Raw genomic sequence first — 18859 nt, 5'->3', positions numbered from 1 at the left:
GGCCGCGTAGTAAAGTGCGCGGCCGATTCAGCAGCAAGACGTGCAGGCATGATGAAACTCGGCATCGACTTTGGCACCAGCAACTCGGCCGCCGCCGCCCATATCGACGGCAAGGTGGTACCGGTCAGTTTTGGTGAAGCCCAGCAATTCCGCACCACGGTGTACTTCCCCGAGGTGATGCGCGACCCCAACGACTTCGAGCTGACCCCGGCGCTGGAACAGCAGGTCGACGAACTGATCGAATCCGGCCGCCGCAGCGCGCGCGCAGCAGGCACCACGCGCAGCCAGGAGCAGCTGCGCGGCGATGCGATCCGTGTGGTCCGCCGCCAATGGATGGAAGAGCGCATCCGCGAACCCCGCAGCTCCACCGCGCTGCTGCAGAACGCGGTCTATGGCGACGACGCGCTGGAAGCCTACTTCGAAGAGAACGAAGGCAACCTGGTGCAGAGCCCGAAATCGATGCTGGGCTACAACCTGCATCCGCGCGCCAAGCAGACCATCACCGGCATCGCCACCCACATCCTGGAACACATCCGCCTGACCGCTTCGCGCCAGCTGCAGCAGAACGTGCGCAGCGCCCTGCTTGGCCGCCCGGTGCAGTTCCGCAGCTCGATTGGCGCGGCCGGCAACGACCAGGCGCTGGATATCCTGCGCAACGCGGCAATGGCGGCCGGCTTTGACGAAGTGGATTTCCTTGAAGAACCCGCCGCTGCCGCAATGCACTACCACGCTGTCAGCAGCGAGCGCCATGAAGCGGTGATCGTCGACGTCGGCGGCGGCACCACCGACATCGCCCATGCCAGCGTGGGTGGCAATACCTCGCCACAGATCCACCGCGCCTGGGGTATCGCCCGTGGCGGTACCGATATCGATCTGGCCTTGAGCCTGGCCGGCTACATGCCGCTGTTCGGCCGTGGCATCACCCGCGTGCCGGCGCACCACTACGTGGAAGCGGCGATGGTGCAGGACATGACCCGCCAGCGCGATTTCCGCCAGCACAACTACGATGCGGTGGATTTACCGTACGGCCCGCGCCTGCAGGCATTGCAGGACACCGGCAACACCGCGCGCCTGTACCGCGCGGTGGAGCACTGCAAGATCGCCCTGAGCAGCCAGCCCAACCACAGCAGCGCGCTGGACTTCATCGAGCCGGGCCTGTCGGTCGACATCGATGCTCCGCATCTGACCGCGGCGGCCGGTGGCTACCTGTCCGAACTGGAGACTCTGCTGCAGCAGGTGCGCGCTGATATCGGGCACGATCCAGCAGCGGTATTCCTGACCGGCGGCATGTCGCGCGCCGGTTACATCCAGCAGGCGGCAGCGGCGGCGTTCCCGAATGCCAAGCTGGTGCACGGCGACCCATCGTTCGGCGTGGTGCAGGGGCTGGCGTTGGCAGCGGCAGCAAACACCGCAGGTGTGGGAGTGGCGTAAGCCACGAAGCTGAAGCTCTCAAAAGCCGAGAGCTACCCCTCCCCAACCCTCCCCTTGCCTACGGCAAAGGGAGGGAGCTTTTGAAGCTACCCCTCCCCAACCCTCCCCTTGCCTGCGGCAAAGGGAGGGAGCTTTTGAAGCCATCCCTCCCAACCTCCCCTTACCTGCGGCAAAAGGAGGGAGCTTTTGAAGCCATCCCTCCCAACCTCCCCTTACCTGCGGCAAAAGGAGGGAGCGGATGTATCAGCGGTCCAGATTCACCCGCACGGTGCCCGAATGCGACTGGATCGAAATATCGCCGTCGCCGCCACCGATGCGTGCATCAAGATTCTTGCCTGGCCCGTAACGCGGGCTCTCCACCTGGCCTACATCGGAGCGGATGCTGCCGCTGAAGGTGCTGACCTTCAACTGCGCCGAAGTACTGGCCGGCAAGCCAAGCGTGACCGAGCCACTCACCGTCTCCAGGTTGACCCGGCCGCCGGGCTGCAAGCCAGCGCTGCGCACGCCCAGACTGCCTGATACCGACTCGGCATTGAGCCGTTGCACCTTGGCCAGATCCAGCGTGATACCACCCGACACGGTGTTCGCTGAAACCTCGCCACCGCTGCCACCGGCCGCATTGATTCCACCGCTGACCGTTCTGGTCTCCAGGCGCGTTGTCTGCAGCTGCGAGCGGATCGCGCCGCTGACCGTGGTCAACTCCGCCTCACCAGCGCGCCCATTGGCGGTGATGCTGCCACTGACGGTGGAGCTCTGCAGTCGACGCAGATCCACCTCGGCCACATCCACCGTCGCGCTGACCGTGCTGGTCTGCAACTGCGCCGCGCGCGGCACCCGCAGCTCCAGCACCGCGCCACGATTGCTGCTGCGGTTCTGTGGATAGACCACTTTCAGCGCCACGCGGTTGGCGCTGCTTTCCACCTCCAGGCGCTGGCCTTCGCCGAGCGAGCCGGTCAGCTGCACTTCATTGCGGTCCCAGCCACGCACGGTCACCGAGCCGGCAATATTGCTCAATTCCACCCGGCCACCGCTGGACAGCGGCAGGCTGCGGTTGACGGCGGTCTGCGCGAACGCGCTGGTCAGGGGCGCAAGCAACAGGGCTGCTGCCAATAGCCGCTGCAAAGAAACATTCATGAGGAGCTCCTTCAAGTCGAAATTCCGGTCGGGTTGACGCCCTTGCGGGTGAGTTCCAGCCGCAGCGCATAGGTACGCTGCAACTGTCCAAGTAGAAACGTGGCATCGGGGCTCTGCGCGATGGCGCTGCGGATGCTGCCGGCGCTCGCATCCAGCTCGCGCAGTGCCGGTTGCAGCTCGACAGGCAGCGACTGCTGCGGCAGCGTCGCCATCGCCTGCCGGTACTGATAGGTGATGGTATTGGCCTGCTGCTGCAGCGCCGATTCCGTCACCGCCACTGCGGCAGGCGGCTGCTGTGGCAGCAACAGCATGCTTGCCACGCCGACCAAGGCGACTACGCCCGCCGCAGCGGCGTAGCGCGGCCAATGCCGGCGCAGGGCGCGCATTGCGGGTGCGGCGCTGGTGGCAGGAACCGCTGCCACGGGCGGCTGCAGCAAGCGCGGTGTCTGCTCCAGCTGGGCGGCGATGCGCTGCCATACCGCCGCCGGTGCTACCCGTTCGGACGGCAACCCGCGCAGGCGCTGCGCCAGCGCATCATCGTGATCGTTGTCGTGGTGGTTCATCATGCGTCTCCAAGCCGCGTGCGCAACAAGCTGCGCGCACGATGCAGCTGTGCCTTGGAACTGCCGACAGCCATCTGCAGTTCCACGGCGATTTCCTGGTGTTTCCAGCCTTCAATGTCGTGCAATACCAGCACCGCACGAGCACGCGGTGGCAGCGTCAACAGCGCCCGTTCCAGGTCCATGCCGGTGGCATGGCAGCGCGGGGTGTCGGCCATTTCGGCCAATATGTCCATCCCCGACTCACCAATATCCAGCGACTCGAACGTCGCCGCGCGCAGCTCCATCAGCGCCGTATTCACCGCCAGCCGATGCAACCAGGTGGCCAGCGCGCTCTCGAAGCGGAACTGCGGCAGCTTGCGCCAGGCCTGGATGAAGGTCTCCTGCAGCACATCCTCGGCACGCGCGGCGTTGCCGCCGCACAGGCGCCACAACAACGCATACAGGCGCGGCGAATGCCGCCGGTAGATGCGCTCGTAGGCGCGGGTGTCGCCTTCGGCGGCGGCACGGGCCAGCGCGGCATCGTCGATGACGGGCGGTGAGGGAGCGGCAGCGGTCACAAGGGTGTCGAGCATATCCATTGGATGCGGCAAGCAGCAAAAAGGTTTAAAGCCATCGCAAATGTTTTGCCGAAGCGGCTGGCAGCCCGGCCGCGACTGGCAGCAAAGGCCGCGCTGGCCGACAATCGTGGTTTACCAGACCTTTGCTGCCGAATGTTGCGTACCCCTGCCCTGCTGCTCTGCACCGCCCTTGCCCTGGCCGGTTGCGCCAGCACACCTGCCGCCACCGAGGCCGCCACCGACGCGGCAACAGCTGCAGCCGGCCTGCCGCGCGACGCGCAGGCACCGGTGATCCTGGTCTCCATCGATGGCTTCCGCAACGACTATCTGCAGCGTGGCCTGACCCCGACACTGGCGGCGATGGCCGCCAACGGTGCCCGTGCCGAGTACATGCGTCCCTCGTACCCGTCGATTACCTTCCCCAACCACTACACCCTGGTCACCGGCCTGCGCCCGGATCACCACGGCGTGATCGCCAACTTCATGACCGACCCGGATATTCCCGGCGTGCGCTTCAGCATGTTCGACCCGGCCACGGTCGGCGACGAGCGCTGGTGGGACGGCGGCAAGCCGCTGTGGACCAGCGTACGCGAACAGGGCGGACGTGCCGCGGCCATGTTCTGGGTAGGCTCGGAGGCGCCGGTGCACGGCGCGCGGCCCGAATTCTGGCGCCCGTTCGACATCAAGGTGAACTCGCAGCAGCGCGTGCAGCAGGTATTGCAGTGGCTGGCACTGCCCGCCGAACAGCGCCCGCATTTCATCACCCTGTACTTCGACAAGGTCGACACCATCGGCCACCGCCATGGACCCGACTCGGCCGAATTGAACGCAGCGCTGGGCGAGGTGGACGCTGCGATGGCTGAGTTGCTGGCCGGCATCGCCGCGCAGGGCCTGCAGCAGAAGATCAACATCGTGGTCACCTCCGACCACGGCATGACCAACACCAGCCCGGCCCAGCAGATCTACCTGGATGACCTGGTCGATGTCAGCCAGCTGGACTTCGGCTGGACCGGCGCCTACGCCTCGTTCAATGCCCTGCCCGGCGGTGAAGCCGCCGCGCAGCAGCTGCTGTCGGGCAGCTACCCGCACATCACCTGCATGACCCGCGAGCAGATCCCGGCCCGCTTTGAATATGGGCATCACCCCCGTGTACCGTCCTATATCTGCAGCGCCGAGCTGGGCTGGCAGGTCACCACCCGCCAGGCCGAGAAGCGCAAGGGCCACGAGCTATTGGGCGAGCACGGTTACGACAACACTTTGCCGGACATGTATTCACCGTTCATCGGTCATGGCCCGGCCTTCGCCCAGGGCGTGACCATCGCGCCCATCGACAATGTCGACATCTATCCGCTGCTGGCCCGCCTGTTGAACATCACCCCGGCCAGCAACGACGGCAATCCCCGCCATACCGACGCTGCACTGAAGCGCTGACGCACTCGCAAGGAAAACGCATGAAGCACTACCTCCCCACCTCGATGCAGCAATGGATTGAACCCATCAATACCGGCTTGAGCATCCTGCTGATCCTGGTCGTGGCCTGGCTGCTGCGCCTGCTCACACGGCGCCTGCTGGCACGGGTGGGCAAGCACTACACGCTGCCGGCGCAGATCGAGATGGCGATCCGCCGCCTGTCCAACTTCATCATCGGCGCGGTGGCACTGATAGCCATCCTGCAGGCATTGAACGTCCAGGCCAGCGTGCTGTGGACCGCCTTCACGGGCTTCGCCGCAGTGGGTGCGGTGGCGTTTTTTGCGGCCTGGAGCGTGCTGTCCAACATTTTCTGCACCTTCCTGATCTTCACTACCCGCCCGTTCCGCCTCGGTGACCAGATCGAGCTGCTGGAAAACGGCGAGAAACCGGGCCTGAAGGGCGTGGTCACCGACATCAACCTGATCTACACCACCCTGCACGAAGTCGGCGGGCCGAGCGAAGGCACGCTGATGCAGATCCCCAACAGCCTGTTCTTCCAGCGCGGCCTGCGCCGCTGGCGTGGCAGCGACACCCTGCCCACCACTGTGCAGGGAGACGGCTGAGCCGCCACGACGCCTGCTGCAGGTTGGCCGCCTCATCCCCACCGAGTTGGGGATGACGGCCGCGACAGAACAACGCATACAGCCGCAACATCGCCTCGCAATCAGCGCCTGCAGCGCATTGCGGGGCCGGACCGGGCCGCCAGCGGCATCACCCAACTGAACAAAGCCGCCACGCGCTCGCCCCAATCCACAGTGTTCCGCTCCCGTCCACACAGTGCGTGCGAAAATTGCCGGTATTGAGCGACCGGCCCGGTCGCAAGCCCCCGCACGTAATGTCCGCCTCTCCCAATACTTCCTGCCCTGCCCCGCAGGCAGGCGACGCTTTTGCCGTTGCCGACGTCCAGCAACCCCGCTCCGACCGCCAACGCTGGCTCAGCGTCATCGCCCTGGCGCTGGCCGCCTTTGTCTTCAACACCAGTGAATTCGTTCCGGTAGGCCTGCTCAGCGACATCGGCGCCGACTTCGGCAAACCGATCGAACATGTCGGCCTGATGCTGACCATCTACGCATGGGTGGTAGCACTGACCTCGCTGCCGTGCATGCTGCTGACCCGCAATTTCGACCGCCGCAAGCTGCTGCTCGCCGTGTTCGCGGTGTTCATCCTCAGCCACGTGCTGTCAGCCATCGCCTGGAGCTACCCGGTGCTGATGGCCAGCCGCGTCGGCATTGCCCTGGCCCATGCGGTGTTCTGGTCGATCACCGCTTCGCTGGCTGTGCGCGTGGCGCCGCAGGACAAACGCCCGCAGGCGCTGGGCCTGTTGGCTACCGGCACCTCGGTGGCGATGGTGCTGGGCATCCCGTTGGGTCGTATCGTCGGCGAGCTGCTGGGCTGGCGCATCACTTTCGTCGCCATCGGCGGCGTCGCCCTGCTGGTGATGCTGGTGCTGGCCCGGCTGCTGCCGGCCCTGCCCAGCCAGAACAGCGGCTCGGCCAGCAGCATCCCGGTACTGCTGCGACGCCCGGCATTGATGGCCTTGTACCTGCTGGTGATGGTGGTGGTGTCGGCGCAGTTCACCGGCTACAGCTACATCGAACCGTTCGTGCAGAAGATCGGCGGCTTCGATGCGCATGTGACCACGCTGGTGCTGCTGTTGTTCGGCGGCATGGGTTTCCTCGGCAGCGTGCTGTTCTCGCGCTACGGCCTGCGCTGGCCGCGCGGTTTCCTGTTGAGTGCCATCGGCACCCTGGCCGCCAGCCTGTTGCTGCTGCGCACCGGCCTGCACAGTAATTTGTTGCTGTATGTGCTGGTCTCGGTATGGGGCGTGGCGATGATCAGCTTTGCGTTGTCTATGCAGTCGAAGGTATTGAACCTGGCCTCCGATGCCACCGACGTGGCGATGGCGCTGTTCTCCGGCATCTTCAACATCGGTATTGGCGCCGGCGCGCTGATCGGCAGCCAGGTCAGCCTGCAGCTGGGCATGCAACATATCGGCCTGGTTGGCGGCCTGATCGCCACCGCCGGCTGGCTGTGGTGCGTGTACGCGATGCTGCGCTGGAGCGGCAGTTTCCGCCATGGCGGCGTAAACCACTGAGCTGCGGGGGCGCACACATTTACAGTGCGCCCGCTGCAGGTATGCTTCCGCCCACGCCCCTGCTTCCGGGGGTGCTGGTTGGGGGGAGCAAGTGGATCAGGACATCACTGTGCGCGACGCAAACGTCGCCGACGCCGACGCGCTGAGCGCGCTGGTCACGCCGCTGGCACGGCACCTGCTGGATGCCGATAGCGGCGCCAACGCGCATGCCTTCCTCGCGTCATTGACCCCGGCCAGCTTTGCCGAGCGCCTGGGCAACAAGGAATTCGCGCATTACGTGGTTGACGATGCCGGCGCGCTCGCCGGCATGATCGCAATGCGTGGCGACAGCCACATCCATCATCTGTTTGTCAGCCGCAGCTGCCGTAGACGCGGCATTTCCCGTTTGCTGTGGGAGCACGCCTTGCGCGTGCATGGGCGCCGCGAGTACACGGTCAACTCGTCCGAAATCGCGGTGCCGGTGTATGAGCGTTTTGGCTTCATCAGCAAGGCCGCGCCGCAGACAGTGAAGGGCGTGCGCTTCGTACTGATGGAACGGCCGCGGCTGGTGCAGCGTGTCGTGCAGAAGCAATACTTGAACGATGTGCTGCCGCTGGCGGGCAAAAGCTGAGGGTTTCAGTTTTTTTGCCTGCACATGCGCATTCACGGCTGCGCGGGAATGGCAGGCCGATACCACCAGCACGGTCACAGCAGCGCTAGCGCAGCTGGCTGTCCTTGCTGCCGCGCCGGTTGTAGCCGGCAAATGCTTCGTCTTCGTCCTGCGCCTGCTGGCAGGCAATGCACAGCCTCACACCCGGCACGGCCTTGCGCCGCGCTTCGGGAATGGGCGCATCACATTCTTCGCAGTGTTCCAGCCCCGGACCGCTGGGCATGCGGCTGCGCGCACGCTTGATGGCGTCCTCGACGGTGGCATCAATCTGATCCTGAACGGCGGTATCGCCCGCCCAACCGGTGGCCATGACCTGTCTCCACGTACAGCAACAGGTTCAAGCTGCCGCCTGCGCGGCCACAATTCAAGGCCTGCGTGCGCGCCGTTCAGCTATCTGCAGCGCGCCGCAGGCCTTCTTTCACCACATCAGGTCGTCGGGCACCTGGAACTGCGCGTAGTAGGCATCGTCTTCGGCATTGCCGGTGGTAACCGGCGTGTCCGCACTCTGGCCGTGGTCGAGCACGATCAGGCTGGCATCGCGCTCACGCACCTTTTCGGCTGCCACTCGCGGCAGCAGCTCGAAGCCGTCGCCGTGCCGCGCGATCACCAGTGCGCCATTGGCCAGCTGGGCGCGCAGCGCTTCAGTGACCAGGATCGTGCGGATCAACGTACCGTCATTGAAGCGATATTCCAGCTCGCCGGCGCGCGGCAGCTTGCGGTCACTGATGATCTGCCGGGCCTGCGCGCGCAGTTCATCGGCGCGGCGCTGGGCATTGCGCTCGGCGGCCAGCAGGCGGTCCTTTTCGGCCTTTTCGGCGCGTGCACGCTCAGCCTCGCGCTGGCTGTCGGTCGCCGTCGCCGGGCCTTTGCCATGGCGAGCCTTGACCTGCTCACGCGCCACCTGCGAGACCTGTGATTTCTTCACCAGACCAGCCTTGAGCAGCTGTTCCTGCAGCGGATTACCCTTTGCCATCGTCGTTGTTCATGGTTTTGTTGCCGAGGCTGCCATGATAGCGGCCTGCCCGGCCCTACCCAACTCCCCTGCCCGAATCCCGATGCTTGCGCTGAAATACCTGAATGGCTATCCCGAACACCTGCAGCAGCGCGCCCGCGAGCTGCTGGACGCAGGCAAGCTGGGCGAAGCCGTGCGCAAGCGCTATGCCGAGCCGCACGCGGTGCGCAACGACCGCCAGCTCTACGACTACGTACAGGCCATCAAGGAGCGCCACCTGCGCCAGTCGGTACCGCTGGGCAAGGTGCTGTATGACGGCAAGCTGCAGGTGGTCAAGCACGCGCTGGGCACGCATACCGCCATTTCCCGCAACCATGGCGGCAAGCTCAAGGCCAGCCGCGAGATCCGCATCGCCAGCGTGTTCCGCGAGGCGCCGGCCGGGTTCCTGCGGATGATCGTGGTGCACGAGCTGGCGCATATCAAGGAGGCCGACCACAACAAGGCCTTCTACCAGTTGTGCCTGCATATGGAGCCGGATTACCACCAGCTGGAGTTCGACCTGCGCCTGTACCTGACCGCCTTGGAACATGAACCCGCCTGAGCCGCCCATCGCCCAGGCCCCGCCACGGCGCTACACTCCCCGCCCTTCGTAGAACCCTTTGACGCCATGACCACCCCGATCCGTCTCGACAAGCGCGTTTCCGCGCAGCTGCAGTGCTCGCGCTCGCAGGCCCAGCAGTACATCGAAGGCGGCTGGATCAGCGTCGACGGCGTGGTGGTGGAAACCCCGCAGACCATGGTGACCGAGGAAGTCATCACCCTGGGCAGTGAGGGCAGCACCGAGGCCGCCGAAGCGGCCACTTTCCTGATCAACAAGCCGGCCGGCTGCAGCGCCGACCAGCTGGTCGCCCTGCTGAGCGACGACAACCGCTTTGCCGACGACGCTTCCGGCATCCGCCCACTGAGCCGTCATTTCCAGCGCCTGGACTATCTGATGCCACTGGACGATGCCGCCACCGGCCTGGTGGTGCTGACCCAGGACTGGCGCGTGCGCCGCCACCTGCAGGAGTCCGGTTCCAGCCTGGAGCAGGAGTACGTGGTCGAAGTCAGCGGTGAACCCAGCCCGTGGGCCATGCCCAAGCTCACCCACGGCCTGATCTATGAAGGTCGCGGCCTGCCGCAGGCCAAGATCAGCTGGCAGAGCGAGCAGCGCCTGCGTTTCGCGATCAAGGATGTGCGCCTGGGGCAGCTGCAGAACATGTGCGGCCAGGTCGGTCTGAAGGCCGAGCAGATCCGCCGCCTGCGCATCGGCCGTGTCGGCCTGAGCAAGATGCCCGAAGGCCAGTGGCGTTATCTGGCTGCCGATCAGAAGTTCTAGGCCAAGGCCCGCTCCGGCGCCGCAGGAGCCGCCGCTTTGTAGGAGCGGCGTAAGCCGCGAAGCTGGCCGTCTCTCCGGTCACGAAACAAGACGCCATCAAACAATCTGCAGTGACAGGCGATCAGTGGCCGAACGAAGTCCGGCTTCGCGGCTCAAGTTCCACGCCAAGACCTCTCCGTCTGTGCAGGAGCCGCAGTTTTGTGGGAGCTGCGTAAGCCGCGAAGCTGACCATCTCTCCGGTCACGAAACAAAACGCCATCAAACAATCTGCAGTGACAGGCGATCAGCGCGCGGACAAAGCACCGGCTTCGCGGCTTACGCCGCTCCTACAACCGCCAGCAGCGCTCAAAGCAACCGTATAGCCGCCGCTGCCGCCGCACCCACAATCACCACCAGCAGAAACGGCAGCCGCAGCATCAACGCAAGCGCCGCTGCCAGCAACGCGCCTATGCGTGCGTCGAAGGCCAGCCCCTGCCCGGCCGAAACGGTATTCATCGCCGTCAACGAGGCCAGCAAGCCTATCGTCAGGCAACCGGCAACACGGTTCATGCGCGGTGACTGCAGCCAGCGCACCGGCACCAGATAGCCGGCAAACTTGATCGCCCATGCGGCAATACAGCCCAGCACGATCCACGCCCACAGCGTCATCGCTCCAACTCCGGCCCGGTCGTGGGCGCGACATCCGGCTCCAACCCTTCATCGGCAGGGCCGTGCCCGAACCAGCCCCACACCGCCGCAACGGCAGCGGCGAACAGAATCGGCACCCCGGCAGGCAGCCACGGCAGCGCCAGCACTGTCACCAGCGCGCAGACCACGGCAATGGCCACCGGCTCACGTGAGCGCAGACGCGGCCACAGCAGCCCGAGGAAAGCGGCCACCGCCGCGCCATCCAATCCCCATTGGCGGGGGTCGCCCAGCGCATCACCGAGCAGCGCTCCCAACAGGGTGAACAGGTTCCAGCACAGGTACACGCCCAGCCCGGCTACCCAGAAACCGCGCCGCTGCTCCCGCGGATCGCTCTGGCTGGCGGCGGTTGCCGCCGATTCGTCAATGGTGACCTGTGCTGCCACCGGCTTGAGCCAGCCACGCGGGCTCAGCATGCGGTTGATCTGCGCGCCGTATACCGCGTTGCGGATACCCAGCAAGGTGGCTGCGCCAAACGCCGCCGCCCCCGCACCACCGGCGCCGATCACGCCGATGAAGGCAAACTGCGAGCCGCCGGTGAACATCAACAGGCTCAACGCAGCGGTCTGCGCCACGCTGAAACCCGATGCCACCGCCAATGCACCAAACGAGATGCCGTACAGGCCAGTCGCAATCGCTATCGAAATGCCGATGCGTACCGCTGGCGTGATACGCCCAGCGGTGGCCATCAGCCGCGTCCGCGCGCTTGTTCGGCCGCAGCCACAAACACCACGTCGGTGGACGAGTTCAAGGCGGTTTCAGCCGAGTCCTGGACCACGCCGACGATGAAGCCCACCGCCACCACCTGCATCGCTATGTCGTTGGGAATGCCGAACAACCCACAGGCCAGCGGAATCAGCAGCAAAGAACCGCCAGGCACACCGGAGGCACCACAGGCACCCACCGCTGCCAGCACGCTGAGCAGCAAAGCGGTCGGCAGATCGACCGGATAGCCCAGGGTATTGACCGCAGCCAGGGTCAGCACCGAGATCGTGATTGCCGCACCGGCCATGTTGATGGTCGCCCCCAGCGGAATGGCGACCGAATAGGTTTCCTCATGCAGGCCAAGCTTGCGGCACAGCTCCATGTTGACCGGGATGTTGGCGGCCGAGGAACGGGTGAAGAACGCGGTGATGCCGCTCTCACGCAGGCAGCGCAGCACCAGCGGATACGGATTGCGCCGCGTCACCACCGCCACGATCAGCGGGTTGCCGATAAAGGCCATGAACAGCATCGCGCCAACCAGCACCGCCAGCAGATGCGCATATTGCTTCAATGCGCCCAACCCGGACTCGGCCAACAGCGAGGCGACAATGCCGAACACACCCAGCGGTGCCAGCTTGATCACCAGCCGCACCACCCAGGTGATGGCATCGGACAGATCGCTGACCAGCGTGCGCGTGGTCTGACTGGCGTGACGCAAGGCCAGGCCCAGGCCCACCGCCCAGGCAAGCAAGCCGATGTAGTTGGCATTGAGCAGCGCATGCACCGGGTTGTCGACGATCTGCATCAACAAGGTCTTGAGCACCTCGCCAATGCCACCTGGCGCGCTCATGCCAGCCTCGGCAGCCTTCAGCGCCAGCTTGCTCGGGAACAGGAAGCTGGCTGCAACGCCAACCAATGCCGCGGCCAGGGTGCCGATCACATACAGCAGCAGAATCATCCGGATATGGGTCTTCTGCCCGTGCTGGTGGTTGGCGATGGACGCCGTCACCAGCACCAGCACCAGGACCGGCGCCACCGCCTTCAGCGCGGAAATGAACACCGTGCCGAGCAGGCCAACGGCGGTCGCCCCGGCCGGCCAGGCCATCGCCAACACGATGCCGGCGATCAGGCCGATGACAATCTGCAGCACCAGACTGGGCGCTCGGAAGGAGGAAGAACGTTCGGTCATTACGGGGCTCGCGGCAAACGCAAACCCCGATTCTCGCCCAGCCGGGGCACCCACCGCACCCCCGGAACGTCATGGCTGCAGGACAAAATGCCGCCAACACACGAACACCGCTAGGATGCGCACATGAACAAGCCGCCTCGCCCCCACCGTCTGCTGCGCTTGATGGCCTATCTGTTCGGCGCGCTGCTGTTGCTGGTTGGCAGCGGCTTGCTGCTGGGCGATCACCTGACGCCCAAGGCCGTTGGCCTGCCTTCGCAGGTCTTGCCGCTGCAGCCACAGCAGACCTTGATCGACCGCCAGCTGCAGCCACTGCTGGCCCAGAACCCTGGCAAAAGCGGCGCGGTCTACCTCTCAGACGGGCTCGAAGCGTATGCAGCACGCTCCATCGTCACCCGCCAGGCGGGGCGCAGCCTGGACCTGCAGTACTACATGTGGCACGACGACCTGCTCGGCCACCTGCTGGCCCACGATGTCTACCAGGCCGCCGAGCGCGGTGTACGCGTGCGCCTGCTGCTGGACGACATGAATGCCGCCGGCCTGGACCCGCAGATGCTGGCACTGGACCAGCACCCCAACATCGAGATCCGCCTGTACAACCCGTTCCGCAACCGCGACGGCCTGTGGCGCCTGGTCGAAATGGTGCAAAGGGCCTTCAGCATCAACCACCGCATGCACAACAAGGCATGGATCGCAGATGGCCGTGTGGCCATCGTCGGTGGTCGCAATATCGGCGCCGAATATTTCGACGCGCGCCCGGACGTGAACTTCCGCGACCTCGATCTATTGCTGGCCGGCCCGGTTGCCAGCGATGCGAGCAGCATCTTCGATGACTTCTGGAACAGCGACGCGGTGGTGCCGATCGCCGCCCTGCATTACAGCACCGACCAGCAGATGGCCAATTTCGTCAGCCAGGCCGAAGTGGACGCACGCCAGCAGGAGGCCGCGCCATACCTGCAGCGCGTGCGCGCACGGCTCAGCGATGCCTACCTCAGCAAACAATTGGACCTGCATTGGACCAAGGACGTACGCATCCGTTCCGATCCGCCGCGCAAACCCAGTGGTGGTGACAGCAGCCAATGGCTGGTCACCCGCCTGATCGAGGTACTGAGCAGCGCCGAGCATAAATCACTGCTGATATCGCCCTACTTCGTCCCCGGCGCGACCGGCACCAAGGCCTTGATCGAGCAGGTGCGCGACGGCGTGCAGATCGGCATCATCACCAACTCGCTGGCCGCCAACGACGTGGCCGCCGTGCATAGCGGCTACATGCATTACCGCCGCCCGCTGCTGGCCGGCGGCGTGCAGCTGTACGAACTGAAATCACACGGGCATACCAGCAAGGCCTCGCCGTTCGGCAGCAGCGGTGCCAGCCTGCATACCAAGGCCTTCCTGGTTGACGACCGGCGCGGCTTTGTCGGCTCGTTCAACCTCGACCCGCGCTCGGCCTACCTCAATACCGAAATGGGCGCCCTGTTCGACGACCCGGTATTGGCCGCGCGCCTGCACCAGGAATATCTACGCCTCTCCAGCCCCGAGCTGAGTTACTGGGTGTATTTGAACAAGGATCACGAACTGCGTTGGCTGGACCGCGCCAGGACCCCGCCGATCAGCATGCGCACCGAACCGGATACCAACTTCATGCAACGCGCCAGCACGCGGGTGATCAGCTGGTTGCCGTTGGAGTCGCAGCTGTAGGCCGCCCGTGCCGCCATGTAGCGCACAACGCAAGGCCAATGCAGTACCGCTTCACCGGGCTGCGCGGCCTATTCCTGCACGCCATCCGCCTGATTCATCCGCTTCCATAGCCACGTCGCCACATGTTCTGGCAGCTCGCTGGCAAGCGCGGCACAGGCATCGGCCTCGCTCATCCAGCCCTGCGCGTGCAGCATCGCCGCGCTGGCCGCAAGCTGGCCTATCTGCAGCGAGCGCGCCAGACCGGTAGCTGCGGCGGCGTCCACCTGTTTGAGTGCCTGCACTATCGCCGCCGACAGCTTCCAGTGCTCGGCGATACGCACGGCGGTAGGCGCCGTGCAGCGTTCCAGTATGTCCAGCAAGGTACCCGGCTCGCGCGTCCGTAGCGGTGGCCGCACCAGCACATCGGCCGCAGCCTGCATCGCCATGGCTGCGCTCAGCCCCAACAACAGGCCAGCCAGCTGTGCGGCAAAGCCATCCTCGCGCTCCACGCTGCGGGCATGGTCTGCCGCCGCCAGCGACACACGCAAGGTGTACTCCCACAACAGGCGTGCGAACTCGGCGTCCACCCCGCTGGCAGACTCCATCACCGGCTGCACCAGCGCAGCGGAAATGATCTGGCGGATGCCATCGTTGCCGATCAGGGTGACCGCACGCTCGATGCTCTGCACATCCTGTTGCTGCAGCCGGTACAGCGGACTGTTGGCGATGCGCAGCAAGGTGGCCGCCAGCACCGCATCGCTGCCGATGATCCGCGCGATCGAACGCGAGGAGGCCGTGCTGTCATTGACGCTCTGGATCAGCTGCGGCAACAGATTTGGCCGCCGTGGCGTGTAGCGCGAGGACAAATCGGCACGACTGAGCGCTGCCACCACGTCATCGACCACCGCCCGCTGCACCCGCAGCGCGTCGGCCGGTATTTCCGCTGCGCCAAGCGCGCTCAACAGAAAGCGCCGCTGCAGGTCGTCGGCGCAGATCGCCGGACCGGGCGTTCCGGCTGGGGAGGCCGCAACAGCCGGGGCCACATACACGCGGCGCCGCGGCTGCGGCGCGTCGTCACGGCCTCGCAGCCAGAGCCAGACCAAGCCTCCGACCACAACTGCTGCAAGCACTGCCGAAATAATCACCATGAGAAAGCAGAAAACATCCACGCGGAAGCCTGCCTGCTATATCGGCCCGCCCTCACCCTTCTTTAGCCACCCAGCCGGACCGCTGCACAGGCCAATGAAACAACATCTGCAGGTCCACGGCGCGCCGCCGCCAAACCTGCCTTTAGGACGAATCTCAAAATAACCGGAAATGCGAAATTCCATATTGTAAATTCCGAAAAAATGGTAATTATTAAAACCAATAATTACGGTAATGGAAGGTCACGAAAAACCAGCCCGCCAGGCCGAAAATTCCCAACTGAATCCCAATAAAACCCTTACAAATCAATCATTCACCAAAATTCCCCTCATTAGATCGCTGACACCAGACTCAAGCCGCACGCGAGACTTTGAAGGGCAGCATCAAATACTTGGTTTCACCCGCTAAACCATAATCACGCTGCACAGCAACGGCCAAGGGAAGGCCATATCCAAACCAAGCAAACAGTGCGCACCAAATACCAGATTTGTGAATAACAGCACAGGCAAATGGCAACTTCCCCGATTGCAGTAAATCCAATCATTGCTATGGTCAATAGAAGTTTATGTATTTGGATTTAGTTCCAAATATAAAACCACTCCCTCAATAGCCACGCACGGGCAAACCATATGCGCTGTAAAACCGGCTGCAACACAATGCGGGTGCGCGGCGGGCGCCGCTTTGCCACCACGATGAAAGGCAAGGAGCCCCGCAGTTTCCTGGTCGATGGCGGCTACGCCACCGAAGCTGGTCTGTCCGCTTGGCCATGCCGTGCAACGCGAGGGTTTCTTCAGGGACAGCAGAGGCAAGTACCCGCTGCCTTGAGCGGTGGCCGGCATCCGCTGCGGCCGCTGTCTGCAATGCCACCGATACCCCACCGACATCGACGACACCTTCCGTACCCGCCGTCCAGCCTGGCGGGTTTCGTCAGCGCACAGCGCCTGCCCGTCAATGGCGGCTTTGTCTTCAACTAAAGGGAAGACGGTAATGTCATCGCCCCATGCAACACCCTTGAAAGAACAGACCCGCTACATGGTGCCGGCTCTGGAGAAAGGCCTGAACATGTTGCAGCTGTTTGGACAGAATGGCGAGCTGAGTTTCACCCAGGTCTGTCAGCGCACTGGTCTGCCCAAAGCATCGGTGTACCGCACGGTGCAGACGCTGGAGCAGATGCGTTTCCTTACACGCAATAGCGCCAGTGGCGGCTATAGCCTGGGCATCAGCGTGCTGCGCCTTGGCTTTGACTATCTGTCATCAATGGACATCGTGCAGATCGGGCGGCCGGTGATACAGCGCCTGCGCGATATCACCAGCTATTCGGCACAGCTGTGCGTGCTGGATGGTCGCGAGATCGTCTACGTCGCACGGGCCAGCGCGGTTGGCGAAGCAGCGGCTGCGGTGGGCGTGGGTACGCGCCTGCCTGCGCATTCCACCGCCATTGGCCGGGTATTGCTGATGGCCCTGCCACAGCAGGACCTCAGCCAACTGTTCCCCGAGCCCAGCCTCTCCTTCACCACCGAGCAGGGCCCGAAGACGCCGCAGGAGCTGATCGAACTGCTCGGCAGCGACTACCGGCGTGGCCATGCCATCAGCGAGTCTTTCTACCAGCCCGGGGTATCCGCGGTGGCCTACCCGCTGCGGGACCGTGACGGCAACGTGGTGGCGTCGATCAGCGTCATGGTTCCGCGCTCGGTCCTGCCAGCAGACCTGAAGACCTCACTGAGCACGCAGGTGCAGAAGGCCGCGCATGAACTCGAAAAGTTCCTGCACACCGTCTAGCTGCGCGCCAGGCGCGGCCAGAAACCGGGTTGTTGCCACACGTCCAGTCATCCGCCCTTTGTATGCCGGCGCCAGCTGCTGCAAGCGCGGAGCGGCGCAGCGCCAGCTCCCCTTCGTTGCCCTGCAAGCGTAATCGTGCCCGTTACCAGCGTCGTCGCAACGCGGTAGCGGTATTGGCTTACTTTTCCTGCTTCTGCAGACGGACGCCCATCGGCCCCTGCAGCGAACCGTCCTCATTGAGCGTGAACTCCAGCATCTCGCCGTTGCTGTCAGGTACCTCGACCTTCAGCGTGTCGCCTTCGCGGGCGTAGTGGGTCTGCTGCGACTTGCCCAGCATTTCGACCATCACCTTGCCATCGGAGGCAAAGGTGTAGCTCACCATGCCCATGCTGTCGCTCCAGGTGCCGCTCAAACCCTGGCTGCACGCGGCCAGCAGCGCCGCCAGCACGACGATCAGTAATTTCTTCATGCACCACTCCCGTAGAATCCGCCGCCGCAGCGGTGTCGCTGCAATTATTCTGGCACAGCACCAATCAGGCTACGCTGCTGCAATCCACAACAGAGTCCGCCGCCATGGGTCGCATTGTTTTATCGCTTTGCCTGCTGGGCCTGCTGCTGGGCTGCAGCAGTACGCCCACCTCAGCTACCAGCACCCAGGCGCATGGGCGGTTCGTGGCGCGGCAGCTGGATTTCGAAGGCCACCAATTCCGTTATCAGGTATTTGTACCGGCCACTGCGGCAACGCCGCCCGGTGCCCGCCCGCTGGTGTTGTTCCTGCACGGCTCGGGCGAACGTGGCGATGACGGGCTCAAGCCAACGCTGGCCGGCATTGGCCCTTGGCTGACCCAGAACCCCGATACGTTCCCGGCGCTGGTGGTGTTCCCACAAGTGCCGGAGAACGAGGAATGGCGCGGGCGCAATGCACGCATGGCGCTGGCCGTGCTGGATGCGGCCAGCGCCGAGTTCGCTGCCGACCCGCGCCGCATCTATCTCACTGGTATCTCGATGGGCGGCTACGGCAGCTGGGAACTGGCCCTGACCCGGCCCGATCAGTTCGCCGCGCTGGTCCCGATCTGCGGCGCCCTGCGCGCACCGCGTGCCGACCGCCCGGGCCTGATGGTGGACCAGGTAGCCAACGCCGACGATCCCTACCAGGCCACGGTGGCGCGCCTGCGCGATGTGCCGACCTGGATCTTCCATGGCGCGCTGGACCAACTGGTCCCCACCACCGATGACCGCGCCATCGCCGCCGCCAGCCAGCAACTGGGCGCGGGCTGGCGCTATACGGAGTACCCCGACGTCCCCCACAACGCCTGGGACCCGACCTATCGCAATCCTGCCATGTGGCAATGGCTGTTCAGCCAGCAGCGCCATTGACCGGCCGGCGGCGCCGCCTGCCCTTTGCGCAGGCGGCAAACCCACCGCAGTGCCCATGTTTGCATGCCTCGGCGGC

Annotated in this window: 20 protein-coding genes; 10 read left to right on the top strand and 10 right to left on the bottom strand. The window is 64.7% G+C overall.

The window, feature by feature from the left end:
* The first annotated feature begins 51 nt into the window (after positions 1-51).
* The gene (locus tag ABE493_RS08805; protein ID WP_346498556.1) at positions 52-1431 is read left to right on the top strand and encodes an Hsp70 family protein; all 1380 of its coding nucleotides are present in this window, start codon (positions 52-54) and stop codon (positions 1429-1431) included.
* 243 nt (positions 1432-1674) lie between these two features.
* Here ABE493_RS08805 and ABE493_RS08800 read toward each other — a convergent pair whose 3' ends face one another.
* Genes ABE493_RS08800 through ABE493_RS08790 form a run of 3 tightly spaced genes read right to left on the bottom strand, consistent with a single transcriptional unit; the run spans position 1675 to position 3700 of the window.
* The gene (locus tag ABE493_RS08800) at positions 1675-2565 is read right to left on the bottom strand and encodes a DUF4097 family beta strand repeat-containing protein (protein WP_346498555.1); all 891 of its coding nucleotides are present in this window, start codon (positions 2563-2565) and stop codon (positions 1675-1677) included.
* Between the two features lie 11 nt (positions 2566-2576).
* Positions 2577-3128, bottom strand: coding sequence for a hypothetical protein (locus ABE493_RS08795; protein WP_430980735.1), 552 nt, complete (start codon positions 3126-3128; stop codon positions 2577-2579).
* Entirely contained in the window at positions 3128-3700 is a 573-nt protein-coding gene (locus ABE493_RS08790; protein WP_346498553.1) for an RNA polymerase sigma factor, read from the bottom strand. The genes ABE493_RS08795 and ABE493_RS08790 overlap by 1 nt, the downstream gene beginning before the upstream one ends.
* Positions 3701-3838: 138 nt before the next feature.
* Between ABE493_RS08790 and ABE493_RS08785 the strand changes: the two genes are divergently transcribed.
* The 4 genes from ABE493_RS08785 to ABE493_RS08770 all read left to right on the top strand — a co-directional run bounded on the left by ABE493_RS08785 (position 3839) and on the right by ABE493_RS08770 (position 7860).
* A complete protein-coding gene (locus ABE493_RS08785; protein ID WP_346498552.1) occupies positions 3839-5116 on the top strand; it encodes an ectonucleotide pyrophosphatase/phosphodiesterase in 1278 nt (425 codons plus the stop codon).
* 20 nt (positions 5117-5136) lie between these two features.
* Complete coding sequence (locus tag ABE493_RS08780) at positions 5137-5718, top strand: mechanosensitive ion channel family protein (protein WP_346498551.1); 582 nt, start codon at positions 5137-5139, stop codon at positions 5716-5718.
* 272 nt (positions 5719-5990) lie between these two features.
* Complete coding sequence (locus ABE493_RS08775; protein ID WP_346498550.1) at positions 5991-7250, top strand: sugar transporter; 1260 nt, start codon at positions 5991-5993, stop codon at positions 7248-7250.
* A gap of 109 nt (positions 7251-7359) precedes the next feature.
* A complete protein-coding gene (locus tag ABE493_RS08770) occupies positions 7360-7860 on the top strand; it encodes a GNAT family N-acetyltransferase (RefSeq protein ID WP_346498549.1) in 501 nt (166 codons plus the stop codon).
* A gap of 85 nt (positions 7861-7945) precedes the next feature.
* On the opposite strand, the gene ABE493_RS08765 is transcribed toward ABE493_RS08770, so the two are convergent.
* Both ABE493_RS08765 and ABE493_RS08760 read right to left on the bottom strand, forming a co-directional pair.
* Positions 7946-8209, bottom strand: a complete 264-nt coding sequence (locus tag ABE493_RS08765) for a DksA/TraR family C4-type zinc finger protein (protein ID WP_282265397.1) — start codon at positions 8207-8209, stop codon at positions 7946-7948.
* 108 nt (positions 8210-8317) lie between these two features.
* On the bottom strand, positions 8318-8872 hold the full coding sequence (locus ABE493_RS08760) for a DUF2058 domain-containing protein (protein WP_346498548.1): 555 nt from the start codon (positions 8870-8872) through the stop codon (positions 8318-8320).
* A gap of 82 nt (positions 8873-8954) precedes the next feature.
* Between ABE493_RS08760 and ABE493_RS08755 the strand changes: the two genes are divergently transcribed.
* Positions 8955-9452 (top strand): M48 metallopeptidase family protein, encoded by a 498-nt coding sequence (locus ABE493_RS08755; RefSeq protein WP_346498547.1) that lies wholly within the window; start codon positions 8955-8957, stop codon positions 9450-9452.
* Positions 9453-9518: 66 nt separating this feature from the next.
* On the top strand, positions 9519-10229 hold the full coding sequence (locus tag ABE493_RS08750) for an rRNA pseudouridine synthase (protein WP_346498546.1): 711 nt from the start codon (positions 9519-9521) through the stop codon (positions 10227-10229).
* Positions 10230-10574: 345 nt separating this feature from the next.
* Here the strand turns inward: ABE493_RS08750 and ABE493_RS08745 are convergent, their stop codons facing one another.
* The 3 genes from ABE493_RS08745 to sstT are packed head-to-tail and all read right to left on the bottom strand — an operon-like array spanning position 10575 to position 12807.
* The gene (locus tag ABE493_RS08745; protein ID WP_346498545.1) at positions 10575-10877 is read right to left on the bottom strand and encodes an AzlD domain-containing protein; all 303 of its coding nucleotides are present in this window, start codon (positions 10875-10877) and stop codon (positions 10575-10577) included.
* Positions 10874-11602, bottom strand: coding sequence for an AzlC family ABC transporter permease (locus ABE493_RS08740; RefSeq protein WP_346498544.1), 729 nt, complete (start codon positions 11600-11602; stop codon positions 10874-10876). The genes ABE493_RS08745 and ABE493_RS08740 overlap by 4 nt, the downstream gene beginning before the upstream one ends.
* On the bottom strand, positions 11602-12807 hold the full coding sequence (gene sstT / locus ABE493_RS08735; RefSeq protein ID WP_062168363.1) for a serine/threonine transporter SstT: 1206 nt from the start codon (positions 12805-12807) through the stop codon (positions 11602-11604). The genes ABE493_RS08740 and sstT overlap by 1 nt, the downstream gene beginning before the upstream one ends.
* A 123-nt stretch (positions 12808-12930) precedes the next feature.
* Between sstT and ABE493_RS08730 the strand changes: the two genes are divergently transcribed.
* A complete protein-coding gene (locus ABE493_RS08730; protein ID WP_346498543.1) occupies positions 12931-14502 on the top strand; it encodes a phospholipase D family protein in 1572 nt (523 codons plus the stop codon).
* A 68-nt stretch (positions 14503-14570) separates the two neighbouring features.
* Here ABE493_RS08730 and ABE493_RS08725 read toward each other — a convergent pair whose 3' ends face one another.
* Positions 14571-15584, bottom strand: coding sequence for an HDOD domain-containing protein (locus ABE493_RS08725; RefSeq protein WP_346498542.1), 1014 nt, complete (start codon positions 15582-15584; stop codon positions 14571-14573).
* Positions 15585-16614: 1030 nt separating this feature from the next.
* Here ABE493_RS08725 and ABE493_RS08720 point away from each other — a divergent pair.
* On the top strand, positions 16615-17406 hold the full coding sequence (locus tag ABE493_RS08720; RefSeq protein WP_346498541.1) for an IclR family transcriptional regulator: 792 nt from the start codon (positions 16615-16617) through the stop codon (positions 17404-17406).
* A gap of 178 nt (positions 17407-17584) precedes the next feature.
* Here ABE493_RS08720 and ABE493_RS08715 read toward each other — a convergent pair whose 3' ends face one another.
* On the bottom strand, positions 17585-17875 hold the full coding sequence (locus ABE493_RS08715) for a hypothetical protein (RefSeq protein ID WP_346498540.1): 291 nt from the start codon (positions 17873-17875) through the stop codon (positions 17585-17587).
* 104 nt (positions 17876-17979) lie between these two features.
* Here ABE493_RS08715 and ABE493_RS08710 point away from each other — a divergent pair, with 104 nt between their 5' ends.
* Positions 17980-18783: a prolyl oligopeptidase family serine peptidase gene (locus tag ABE493_RS08710; protein ID WP_346498539.1), complete on the top strand. Its 804-nt coding sequence runs from the start codon at positions 17980-17982 to the stop codon at positions 18781-18783.
* Positions 18784-18859: the final 76 nt, after the last annotated feature.

Origin of the sequence: Stenotrophomonas terrae, assembly GCF_039674165.1 — a bacterium.
Taxonomy (GTDB): domain Bacteria; phylum Pseudomonadota; class Gammaproteobacteria; order Xanthomonadales; family Xanthomonadaceae; genus Stenotrophomonas; species Stenotrophomonas terrae_A.
The sequence above is the reverse complement of the archived record's forward strand: the minus strand, read 5'-3'. Positions and strand labels throughout refer to the sequence as shown.